Genomic DNA, 11,923 nt, shown 5'->3' with positions numbered 1-11,923 from the left:
TGTAAATGAAAAAGTTTTTTCTAATCACGTTTTCTTTCGTCTTCCTGGCCGTTTTCATGGCTGGCTGCAGAGGCGATCAGAACAAGAACCAAGATCCAAACAAAGTAACTGTAATGATTTACAGCGAATACTTTGACCCGTCCATGCTGACAGACTTCCAGATGAAGACCGGCTACAAACTCCACCTGGAACTTTACGAAGCCCAGGAAGAGATGATCAGCAAGATACAGACCTCCGGCAACAGTCAATATGACGTCATCATCGCCAGCGACGTGGTAATTCCGCAGCTGATCCGCCTGGGATTCATCGGAAAAATTGATACGAACCACGTGTTCAACCGAAGAAATATTGCAGAACAGTTCCTCAACCCGCCTTATGACACCACCAACGAATATTCCGTGCCTTACCTGTGGGGTACAACGGGAATCCTTTACCGCGACACAACCCTAAGCCCTTCTAAGGTCAGCTACAACACACTTTTGGATGAAAAAAGGAACAAAGGGTCCTTTAGCCTCCTTGACGAAAGCCGTTCCATGCTCAGCATGGCCCTTATGGCCAAGGGGTATGACGCAAACTCCACCGATCCCGAACAGATCAAAGCTGCCGCAGAGTACATCAAGGGCATTACCAAATCGAAGAACTTCCTAGGGTTTGACGGCTCTGTCAGCGGTAAAAACAAGGTCCTTTCTCGGCTAAACTGGGCCGCAGTGGTCTTTAACGGAGAAGCCATGGCCGCCATGACAGAAGATCCGACCTTACAGTTCGCCATTCCAATCGAGGGTTCCTTCATGTGGGTAGACGCCATGCTCCTGAGCAGCAAGGCCCCGAACCCTGAGGGAGCCTATGCCTTCATGAATTACATTCTCGACACCAAGACCGGGGCTAAATTGGCCAAATACATCAATTACGCCACCCCCAACAAGTCCTCATTGAACATCATCGACAGCGTTTTCAAGAAAAACAATGTAGTCAACCCCACCAGGGGCGACATTTCTCGACTGGTGTTCCTGAAAGATGTGGGCGAAGCCGTAGAATTCTACGATCAGGCCTGGGAATACATCAAACGAAGATAAAACTAGCCTTCGTTCTTCTTGATCGGAAGAGGGGCAAAGGGCGGTTCCAGCTCGATGCTGATGGGGCAATGGTCTGAACCCTTTACGTCGGTGTGGATTTCGGCGCTGACAATGTTAGGAACCAGGGCGGCATCTACAAAGGCATAGTCAATACGCCAGCCCACGTTACGGGCACGGGCGCCAAAACGGTTGCTCCACCAGGAATAGACGTCCTTGGTATCGGGGTGCAGCTTGCGGAAGCTATCCACAAAGCCGTTTTCCACATACTTATCCATCCAGGCGCGTTCAATGGGCAGGAAGCCGCTGACATCGGCGTTTTCCTTGGGACGTGCAATATCGATTTCCTTGTGGCAGGTATTGTAGTCGCCAACGGTCACCACATGCTTGCCATCGTCCAACCAGCGCTTGCTGTTTTCAAGGAAGGCATCGTAGAAGCGGAGCTTGTAGTCGAGGCGGTCGTCGCCGGAGCCACCATTGGGGAAATAGATGCAGTTCAGCACCCAATCCGGGAAGACCAACTGCAAAACACGGCCTTCGTCGTCAAATTCTTCGATATCGAAGCCGTAATTCACGCGATCAGGTTCAATCTGAGACAAGACACCCACCCCGCTGTAGCCTTTCTTGCGCTTACAGGCGTTCCAGTAGGCAAAATAGCCCTCGGGATGTGCAATAGCTTCGTCAATCTGATCTTCTTCTGCGCGCACTTCCTGCAGGCAGAGGATATCCGGCTTTGTGGAGCTAAACCAATCGGCAAAGCCTTTCTTGGCAGCAGATCTCAAGCCATTGACGTTCCAACTATATATGTTCATTCGACACCTAATCTTTAGTTTCGGCGCCAAAGATAGCTTTTTTAGCCTGTCATTCAATGTCAAAAAAAGTGTTCGTTTTTTCACTTAGGGAGGTTCATGCCCAAAAACACACAAAAAAGCGACTTTGTTAAATTAAGTTTACAAAATGCGCTTATAAAAACGTTAAATCTTTTTTAATTATCTTAATAAAAAAAACGCAAATCCAAATAATAAACGTATATTTAAAGCCATGAAATCTAAAGTTCTGTTCTTATCTGGCATCGTATTTTCGTCTGCAATCTCCCTTTTGACTGGCTGCGCCGGTTCTTCCAGCGGAGAGAATCTTGAAGTTCCCACAAACCTGCCCCCCATCTGCCGAGACATCGACTTTGTGGAACAACCCGATATGCGCGAAATGTGCGGTGTAAGAACGGTCAAGAGCCGCGCCTATAAGAACATTCCTCAGCAGCGCTACCTGATCAAGCCTCAGGAAACTTCCATCGTCAAGAGCGGCAACATGCTGGAGCTCCGTTTCCAGAACTCCCTCCCCCTCTATCTGGACGGCCCTATCGTCGACGAAATGGAATTCAGCCAGGAAAAGCGCCTGCAGAAGATCAAGAACACTTACGATTATCACGAAATTTACAACAAGGGTGCAGAACGTATCCGCGTCTTCAAGATGGGCATCCCCACCGACCAGGGTAACATCTATAATTTCTGCTTCCGCATTCCCGAAAAGAAGGGTAACGCCCGTACTCGTAGCGTCGCCATGGGTAACCATATCGAAGCTCTGAGCTGTGCCGACTTTGATCGTCTGATCGAAGAGAATGCAAAGACCAAATAAATTGGTTTTTCTAAATTTGCGCCATAAAAATTGACTGGTTTTTAATGGCTGCAGAAAATAAATACATCCATAATGCCCTGAAGCAAGTTCATGTAGAAACACCGACCACTTCTGTGTCGGGTTTCTCTATTTCGGGGCTGGCCACCTACTTGCAGATGCCCGAACTGGATTTCTGCGTTGATTTGGGCGAATGCCCCCTGTCGGCCACCTCCATCAATCATGTATTTCTGACTCACGCCCATGGCGACCATGCTCGCTGCCTGATGCGTCATCACAGCCTGCGCAAGATGATGGGTGTAGAACGGGATAGCGTCTATTACATTCCCGAAAACATCGCGGAACGGGCCAAGGACTGGATCCGTGCCGAAGCCCTGTTCGAAGGGGTCGCCGAAAACAAGTTCCGTCTGCCCACCATTGTCCCCGTGGCCCCAAACGAATTGCAGTTCCTGGAGTACCGTAAGGACCTGGCCCTGGAAGCCTTTGAAGTAAAGCATTCCATACCGGCTATGGGCGGCACCGTATACCATTACAAAAAAAAGTTGAAGGAAGAATTCCTGCAGAAAACCCCTGCCGAGCTGATCGCCCTCCGCGAAAACAAGGTGGAAATCACCCGCGAAGTTTACGAGCCCCTGGTCAGCTTCATGGGAGACTGCCTGGGAGAAAGCCTGCTGGACAACTACCGCGTTTTCCAGTCCAAGATTTTGATTACGGAATGCACATTCCTTTCGCCAGAAGATGAGGCCATGAGTGTAAAGAAAGGACACAGCCACATCAACCACATTGTACACGCCCTCAAGGAAATGGGCGACAGTGTCAAGTGCGAAAAGATCATCCTGAGCCATTTCTCCATGAAGTACTCCGACAAGTACATCCGCGATGTAATAGCCAAGGCTATTCCCGAAGAATTCAAGGATAAAATTGTGGTTCTGCTATAAGGCGTGCAAACCGAATAAAAATGGAAAAAGAAATTATGAACGAAGAAGCAAAAAACGAAGTTGAAGAAGTGGTTGAAGGCGCCGCCGCAGCCGCAGAAAAGGAAGTGGTCATTCCGGAATTTTTCCGCGACCTGAAGGAAGACGAAAACGCCAAGGCCCTTTGGCACTATGTATTCCGCACCAACGGTGACCGCAAGCCCATTGCAACCCCCGACGGACTCCCCCACAAGCTGGACTTTGACTGGAAGGACATGTTCCCCACCCACAACGACCACATCGAAGTGGAAATCGGTTCCGGCAAGGGCAGCTTTATTTCGGACTATGCCGCCAAGCACCCAGACTATTTCATTATGGGTAGCGAATGGGATTACACCTGGGCCGCATTCGCCCAGCGCAAGATGGACAAGGCAGGCGTTCTGAACAACGCCAGCATGCTCCGCGGCGACGTATTCTATTTCCTCCGCGATTGCGTCAAGGACAATACCGTAGACGCCTTCCACATGTACTTCCCGGATCCGTGGCCCAAGGAACGCCACCACAAGAACCGCCTGCTCCGCCCCGACTTCCTGGAACAGGTGGCCCGCGTGATGAAGCCCGGCAAGCGTATTTTCTACTGGGGCACCGACCACAAGGAATACAACGAAGTGGCTCTTGAAGTGTTCGACAACTTCCCCGGCTGCAAGGTGCTGGTCCGCAACGAAGCTGAGCCTACCGAAGGTATCATGACCGGCTTCGAAAAGAAGTACCGCAAGGAAGGCCGCCCCATTTACCGCTCCATCATCGAGTTCGAGAAGTAAAAAAGCAACCGATCCTTGTCATCTTTTGACATGCTATTTTTTCTAGTTTGTTTGCGGTATGTTAAAGCAGCTTTCTATTAATGGTTTCACCCTGATCTCGGAAGCGGAAGTTCCCTTCCGTCAGGGATTCACTGCAATCACCGGCGAAACCGGTGCTGGTAAGTCCGTTCTCCTGAAATCACTTCGCGTGGTTTGCGGAGACAAGGCTCAAGGGAGCTTTGTTCGTACTGGCGCCGACAAGGCCGTTGTGGAAGCCACCTTCGACATTTCTGGCGAAGATGACGTAAGGAACGTTCTCAAGGAACTGGAACTGGACGACGGAAATGACGAACTGATCATCCGCCGCGAAGTCCTGGAAAACGGCAAGGGCCGAGCCCGCGTAAACGGTTCCGTGGTCAACTTGTCTGACCTGCAGAAGCTGGGCGAAGAACTGATCCAGATGCACGGCCAGAGCGAACAGCTGCTGCTCCGCGACACCCGCACCCACGCCAAGATGCTGGACGACTACGCCGGCAACGGAAACCTGCTGACAGAATATGCAGGCCACTGGTCTGCATGGAACGGTATCAAGTCCAAGATTGTAGAAACCGAAGAAAAGGCCAAGAATCTTGCGGCCCAGAAGGACTTTTTAAAGTTCCAGTTCGAGGAACTTTCTAAGGCCAACCTGAAAGAAGGCGAAGAAGAAGCTCTTGAAGAAAAGGTAAACAGCGCCTCCAAGGTGGAAGCGGAACGCCGTTACCTGGATGAAGTCCAGGGAATTCTCGGCGGTGAAAACGGACTGTTAGACCAGGTGCAGTTGCTGCAGGCCAAGATGCGCACCCTGGCCGCCAAGGTTCCCGACTACGACGAAGATTTGAACGCCCTGGTTGAAGTGGCGGACCCCTTTGAAAGTATCTGCAAGGACTTGATGAGACTGTCGCCGTCTGCAGCGGTAAGTGCGGCAGACATCGATCGCGCCAATGCCCGCATCGCCCAGATCCAGAAATTGAAGCGCAAGTACCGCACCGACGTGGCAGGCCTTATGGAACTGACCGAGCAGCGTCGCACCGAACTGGATAGTCTTGAAAATCTGGACGCCGACCTTGAGGAACTGGAACGCCAGGCAAACAAGGAACAGGCGGAACTGAACCGCATCGCAGGCCTTTTGACCGAAGCCCGCAAGAACGCCGCCGAACGTTACGACAGCGCCGTCAGCGAAATTCTCCATAGTTTGGGCATGCCCAAGGCTGAATTCAAGACCTCCATCGAGGAACAGGCCCTCACGCCCAACGGCGCCGACCGCATTGAATTCCTGCTGGCCCCCAACCCCGGCGAAGGATTCAAGAGCCTGCAGAAGGCCGTTTCTGGCGGTGAACTTTCCCGTATGCTTCTGGCCATCAAGAGCGTTATGGCGGAACTGGACCGCGTGCCCCTGCTGATTTTTGACGAGGTGGACTCCGGTATCAGCGGCGAAGTGGGAAACAGCATCGGAGACGCACTCCGCAAGTTGGGCAAGCACCACCAGATTTTGACCATCACCCACTTGCACCAGGTCGCCAGCCGCGCAGAGAACCAGCTGGCCGTCAGCAAGAAGGAAATTGACGGCAGAACCTTCACTTCTGTGGTCGAACTAGACCGAGATGGGCGTATCGCCGAGATATCCCGCATGTTAGGGGGTGATTCCGATACAGTTCGCGAACACGCAAAACAATTGTTGGACGAAAACTTGTAGATTTTATACGGAATTTGTAGAGAACAAAAAAATGACTGAAGAAACTATCTTAACTGAAGAGAAAAAATCTGAAGTAAGACTACGCACTCGTATCTGGAGCGCCATGCGCGCTGTTGTCTTTTTAGCGGTCATCGCCTTCATCTGGCTTGGCATGGCCAAGACGGCCTGTGCATTTGTCGGCATCGCCTTGATCATGGGTTGGGTCAATCTTTACCAGCTCAGATCCCAGGAAATCGAAAAGCCCTATTACAGGTTGTGGCTGAACTTTATCGACGGGATGCTCTCCTTTACCGTTCTGACCAGCATTTTCATTCGCGACTTGATGCAGAATGACCAGGCGGAAAAGCTGCTGGCAGTAGGTTGCGTAGTTCTACTGGCAAGAACCATTGCGCACACTCTGTTTTCTCTTGGAGTTCTTCGCGAAGGAAAGACACTCCCCCGTAAGCGCCGCTGGAGCAAGCTTTCAAACATTTCTATTACAGTAACTATGGGTGTCTACCTGCTGAACCTGGAAGACTATCAGCAGATTGCCATGGTCACCAGCATCCTGCTGGTTCTTGCAGCAACAGCAGCTTACGCTTACTGGTACTACCGCGACCCCGCACACCGCAAGCCTCTTTCTATTGCTAGCCAGCTCACCATGAGCCGCATTGTTCTGACGCCTTTCTTCCTGTGGGTATTCTTCTACGACAACGACCTGAACTACAGCAACAACAGCCTGGTCTTTAAGACTTTGTCCTTAGTGATGGTTCTTGGCTTTATGCTGACCGATTTTCTGGATGGACATCTCGCCCGCAAAATGGGTGAAGTCAGCACCCTCGGAAAATATCTGGACCCCTTCAGCGATAAGATTTCCAACATGACCATTTTCATGTGCTTTATCGCAACAGGTTACGCACCCGTCTGGATGGTCGCGATTATTTACTTCCGCGAATCCAGCGTTGAAACCTTACGCACTCTGGCGGCAAGCGAAGGTCTGATTATGCCGGCCCGTCGCAGCGGTAAATGGAAGACAGCCCTCCAGGGCGCAGGCATTGTAGCCATTCTCCTAGGCGCTATTGACCCCGTGCGCATGATGATTCCCGGCTTTGATAGCATCTGGGAAAACTTCCCGCAGATTGTCATGGGCGTCATTACCACAGTGACTGTACTCAGTGGCGTAGACTACTTCGTTTCTAGCAAGCATATCCTTAAGAAGTTCGTCTAATCAGTATACAGATCTAGTCGGTACGTCCGACGGACAAAAAAAATGCACAAGAAGCCTTGACAATGTTCAAGGCTTTTTCTATATATGGTCTCAACATCGACGCGGGGTAGAGCAGTTGGTAGCTCGTCGGGCTCATAACCCGGAGGTCGCAGCGTTCAAGTCCTGCCCCCGCTACTAAAGAAAAGAGATCTAGTTTAGATCTCTTTTCTTTTTTGCATTTCCCCTAGTTAGCATTGTTTCCAAAACAACGTTATTAACCTCACACCCAATTGATAGTATTCTAAAAAACATCCATATTTTTCTAAATTGCCCACCGATGAAGGAAAAAGACGACAATTTTTCAAGACTGATTAACGACGATAAAATCCTGTACATTCCCGCAATGAGGATTGTGACATTGGTTTTCGCCATAATCTGCACCATGTTCATCGCGGTGAACATCATGCAAAAAGAGCCCCTGATCGCCGCCATCAATGGAGGTATCGCGTTCATCATGTTCTTCAGCTACTTCACCATCATCCGTTTCGACTCCCTAAAAGTAGCAACCCCCGTCACGATGCTGATGCTGACCGTCCTGATTATCACCTACATCATCAATGGCGGTCACGAAGGTTTCGGTGTCATGTGGGTGGTGCTAGTCCCTGTCATCGCCCTTTACTGTTTCCACACAAAGTTAGCGGTAGGCTTCCCTCTGTTCATCGGTGCCATCCTAGCCATAGCCTTTTTCACTCCAGTCTTTGAATACTGCTACCAGTACCAGGAATCCGTACGCGTCCGCCTCCCCTTCATTTACACAGCTGAAGTCGCCATAGCCATCTTGCTCAAGCGAAATATCAACTTGAACAAGAAATACATGAACCACCTGCTCCGCCAGAACATCCAATACAAGGAAAAGGCAGAAGCGGCCAGCAAGGCAAAGAGTGATTTTCTCGCAAACATGAGCCACGAGATTCGCACCCCCATTAACGCCATTCTGGGAAACGACGAACTGATCCTGAGAGAATCCCAGGAACCTGATTCCCTGGAATACGCAAAGAATATCAAGACATCTAGCAAGGCCTTGCTTTCCCTTATTAACGACATTCTTGATTTTTCAAAGATCGAATCGGGTAAACTGAACATCATTCCCACAGAATACAACCTGGGAATTTTGGTTAAGGATTCCTTCAACCTGATTGCTAACCGAGCAGAAAGCAAGGGACTGGAACTGCGAACAGATGTTGAACAGGCTGCGCCCTCGGTCCTGCTAGGCGACGAACCCCGTATCCGCCAGATTTGCAGCAACCTGCTGACCAACGCCATCAAATACACCAAGAGCGGTTCCGTTACGCTTCGCGTTTATACGACCATTGGCGAAAAAGACTGGATCAACTTGATTATCGAAGTCCAGGATACTGGCGTAGGCATTTCCGAAAACAATCTGAAGTACCTGTTTGATTCTTTTAGCCGAATTGATGAAAGGCTTCACCGCAATATCGAAGGAACCGGTCTGGGTCTGGCCATCACCAAGCAGTTGGTCGAACTGATGAACGGAACCATTCAAGTCGAAAGCATTGCAGGACGCGGATCCACATTCAAGGTTAGCCTTCCCCAAAAGATTGTTTCTGCAACGCCGGTAGGCGACATAAATGTTTCTGTTCAGGAAGAGGAACCTACTTACCACGAAGAGTTCCACGCCCCCAACGCCCACATCCTGGTCGTCGACGACGTATCTATGAACCTGAAGGTTTTCTCGGGACTTCTCAAGAAGACCCAGATGCAAATCGATACGGCCGTCAGCGGCGAAGAATGTTTGAAGATGGTTCGCGAAAAACAGTACGACCTGATTTTCCTGGATCACATGATGCCCAAGATGGACGGTGTCGAAACCTTCCGTCTGATGCGGTCTCTAGACAACATGAATCCTAATACGCCTGTTGTCATGTTGACAGCCAACGCACTGGAAGGCGCACGGGAACAATACCTGAGTGAGGGTTTTGTAGACTACCTGTCAAAGCCGATCCATGCCGACCAGCTTGAAAAAATGGTACTGAAATATCTACCGAAGAATCTTATATGTCGCGTCTAACAGAATCCGAAGCTCTTGATTTATTTTTGAACGCCCCCCTGGAAGAACTTTGCGCCAGGGCAAATGTAGAGAAGGAACGTCGCCACGGCAAATCAGTTTATTGGGTGAACAACCGCCAGATCAACTACACCAACGTATGCGTTCTGCATTGTAAGTTCTGTGCCTTCAGCAAGATCAAGAAAGATAGCGTTACCGCCTACGACTGGGATTACGACACCATTCGCGACAAGGCGGCTTTCGCCATTGAAGGCGGTGCAAGAGAGCTGCACATTGTTGGCGGCCTCCATCCGGATCACCCTTTCGATTATTACATCGAAATGTTGCGCAAGCTTCGCGTAGAATTTCCCAAGGTCAACCTGAAGGCTTTTACCGCAGTAGAAATCGCCCACTTCGCCAAACTGTCTGGGCAGACTCCCCTGCAGATCATGGAAACGTTGAAGGGCGCAGGTCTTGATGCACTGCCCGGCGGCGGTGCCGAAATTTTGGTGCAGAGTGTTCGCGACCAGATTTGCCCGGGTAAGGAAACTGGCGAAGAATGGTTGGATGTTCACCGTGCGGCACACAAGATTGGCATTCCTACCAACGCCACCATGCTGTTCGGCCATATCGAAACTCCGGAACATCGCATCGCTCACATGAAGATGCTCCGCGACCTGCAAGATGAAGCCCCCGGCTTTTTCGCATTTATTCCTCTGGTGTACCATCCGGAACACAACGCCCTTCACAGCATCGTTCCCAACATGACCAGTCAGGAAGATATTCTGCGTACGGTGGCGGTGGCACGACTGTTCCTGGATAACTTCCCCCACATCAAGGCTTACTGGATCCAGATGGGAATCGAGACCGCCATGAAGGCATTGCACTCCGGTGCCAGCGATTTGGATGGAACTATCATCGAAGAAAAGATTACCCACGCCGCAGGAGCCAAGGTTCCCGTGGGCATGAGTCCGGAACGTATGCGTCAGCTGATTTTGAACGAAGGTTTGGAACCGGTGGAACGCGACGCTCTTTACGAACGATTCTCTTAAAGCTCAACCATGCGTTCGACCGCTTCGGCGAACAACGCAGGCTCTTGCAACAAGCTAATTACAACCCAGCCGTCATCTTCGAAATCGAAGAAGAATCCCGGCTGTACCAGCACACGCTTTTCGCGAAGTAGGCGAAGAGTCAATTCCTCGTCATCGTCGCCCAGATGCAACACGGCATACCAGCCCCCAAGAACCTTGGGGCAATACTTGCCGGGGAATGCGGCACGAAGGGTTTCCCAATTGTTTTGCAGACGCTCACGAACTTGGGCTTCGTAATCGGCGGAGCGAGCCAACAGCGGTGCCGCCAGAGACTGGGCGCAAGAAGAAGCACTCAAGTAAGCGTCTTCAACGAATTCAAGGGCGGCACGGATTTCTTCGAAATTTTCACGGGGGGCATAGAAGGCCATCCAGCCGAATTTTAATTGCGGAGCGCCAACAGCCTTGCTCAAACCATTGAGCCAGAAAATGGGACACTTGGGTCCGTTTACAGGAGCAAAGACAATGTCGTTTCCACCGCAGTCAAAGAAGTCGGCGTTAATGTTTCCGTCACCAAGACCATTGCGGTTTCCGCCGCGCAAATACAGCCAACTGCGTTTGACTTCGTCGCTGAAGCCATAATCGCCGAAGACTTCATCTACCACGAGAATCAAGGTGTTCTCTTCGCAGAAGCGAACAATTTCATTCCACTCGGCGAGGCCCACAATATGGCCTGTGGGATTATGGGGCGAAACCAGCAGAAGGATGCGGGCGTTTTCGGGAGCGGCCAGCAGGCTGTCTGTATCCAGCACGAAGCGGAACTGGGGAGCGGAAGATTCAGGAAGGCAAGATGCATCGACTCCGCCCTGCGGGTTGCGGGCAGCATGACACAAAGGAGCGACGTTCTGTTCTGCATGACACTCGGCGGGAGTCTGCGGGTCTTTCGTATGACACTCGGCGGGAGTCTGCGGGTTGCGGGCAGCATGATGCGCGGAAAGTTCCTGACGTAAAGAGCGAACGGTCTTTAGCCCAGTTTTCTTCTCGCGGATCAGTTTCAAAAAATAGGGAGCGCATTCCAGATGTTCCAACTGGGCCAGCGTATCCAGCAGCGGATAGCCGGGCATCGGCGTCAAGATGGCATCGCCTGGATTGCAGAATGTCTTAAAGAGTACAGAGTAAGCTTCGCTGGTACTTGCGGTAATGATGACCTGGTTTGCAGTAAAGCGACCACCTCTTTCACGATAGTAAGCGGCAACGGCTTCTCGGGCCTCACGCCAGCCCGAGGCATCGGGAGACCAATGGCCGAACTGTTTGCGGGCTTCGTCTACCGCGGAGTCCAATTCCACAGGCAGTCCCACGCGAACCGGCGAACTGACGGTCATGTCGATAAACGGAGTGCTTTCCTTTTTCGCTTTTTCCAACTCTTCGAAAAAAGGGCTGGGAGTCAAATCATTGGGAAGCCTTTCAGAAAGTCTAACATTCAAACGGTTCATTTA

At 50.9% G+C, this 11,923-nt stretch carries 10 protein-coding genes and 1 tRNA gene; 9 read left to right on the top strand and 2 right to left on the bottom strand.

Annotated features, from left to right (window positions below):
* The first annotated feature begins 56 nt into the window (after nucleotides 1-56).
* Nucleotides 57-1,073 carry a polyamine ABC transporter substrate-binding protein gene (locus tag BUB38_RS09440; protein WP_254794926.1) on the top strand — a complete coding sequence of 339 codons (1,017 nt, stop codon included), beginning with the start codon at nucleotides 57-59 and terminating at the stop codon, nucleotides 1,071-1,073.
* Nucleotides 1,074-1,075: 2 nt separating this feature from the next.
* Here BUB38_RS09440 and BUB38_RS09435 read toward each other — a convergent pair whose 3' ends face one another.
* Entirely contained in the window at nucleotides 1,076-1,882 is an 807-nt protein-coding gene (locus tag BUB38_RS09435; RefSeq protein ID WP_073159908.1) for an exodeoxyribonuclease III, read from the bottom strand.
* A 229-nt stretch (nucleotides 1,883-2,111) separates the two neighbouring features.
* Between BUB38_RS09435 and BUB38_RS09430 the strand changes: the two genes are divergently transcribed.
* From BUB38_RS09430 to mqnE, 8 genes are all read left to right on the top strand, one after another.
* Nucleotides 2,112-2,705 carry a hypothetical protein gene (locus BUB38_RS09430; RefSeq protein WP_073159906.1) on the top strand — a complete coding sequence of 198 codons (594 nt, stop codon included), beginning with the start codon at nucleotides 2,112-2,114 and terminating at the stop codon, nucleotides 2,703-2,705.
* Nucleotides 2,706-2,749: 44 nt separating this feature from the next.
* Entirely contained in the window at nucleotides 2,750-3,640 is an 891-nt protein-coding gene (locus BUB38_RS09425) for an MBL fold metallo-hydrolase (protein WP_073159904.1), read from the top strand.
* Between the two features lie 20 nt (nucleotides 3,641-3,660).
* Nucleotides 3,661-4,437 (top strand): tRNA (guanosine(46)-N7)-methyltransferase TrmB, encoded by a 777-nt coding sequence (gene trmB / locus BUB38_RS09420; RefSeq protein ID WP_249506174.1) that lies wholly within the window; start codon nucleotides 3,661-3,663, stop codon nucleotides 4,435-4,437.
* Between the two features lie 58 nt (nucleotides 4,438-4,495).
* Nucleotides 4,496-6,148: a DNA repair protein RecN gene (gene recN / locus BUB38_RS09415; RefSeq protein WP_073159902.1), complete on the top strand. Its 1,653-nt coding sequence runs from the start codon at nucleotides 4,496-4,498 to the stop codon at nucleotides 6,146-6,148.
* A gap of 31 nt (nucleotides 6,149-6,179) precedes the next feature.
* The gene (gene pgsA / locus BUB38_RS09410) at nucleotides 6,180-7,355 is read left to right on the top strand and encodes a CDP-diacylglycerol--glycerol-3-phosphate 3-phosphatidyltransferase (RefSeq protein WP_073159900.1); all 1,176 of its coding nucleotides are present in this window, start codon (nucleotides 6,180-6,182) and stop codon (nucleotides 7,353-7,355) included.
* 100 nt (nucleotides 7,356-7,455) lie between these two features.
* A tRNA-Met gene (locus BUB38_RS09405) sits at nucleotides 7,456-7,529 on the top strand.
* 142 nt (nucleotides 7,530-7,671) lie between these two features.
* A complete protein-coding gene (locus BUB38_RS09400) occupies nucleotides 7,672-9,423 on the top strand; it encodes an ATP-binding protein (protein ID WP_073159898.1) in 1,752 nt (583 codons plus the stop codon).
* Entirely contained in the window at nucleotides 9,411-10,451 is a 1,041-nt protein-coding gene (gene mqnE / locus BUB38_RS09395; protein ID WP_073159896.1) for an aminofutalosine synthase MqnE, read from the top strand. Before BUB38_RS09400 ends, mqnE begins: the two co-directional genes overlap by 13 nt.
* Here mqnE and BUB38_RS16620 read toward each other — a convergent pair.
* Nucleotides 10,448-11,920 carry a pyridoxal phosphate-dependent aminotransferase gene (locus BUB38_RS16620; protein WP_254794924.1) on the bottom strand — a complete coding sequence of 491 codons (1,473 nt, stop codon included), beginning with the start codon at nucleotides 11,918-11,920 and terminating at the stop codon, nucleotides 10,448-10,450. The two genes, mqnE and BUB38_RS16620, sit on opposite strands and share 4 nt — an antisense overlap.
* Nucleotides 11,921-11,923 lie beyond the last annotated feature (3 nt).

This window comes from Fibrobacter sp. UWH5 (assembly GCF_900142505.1).
GTDB lineage: Bacteria > Fibrobacterota > Fibrobacteria > Fibrobacterales > Fibrobacteraceae > Fibrobacter.
This window is presented reverse-complemented; position numbering and strand designations above follow the sequence as displayed.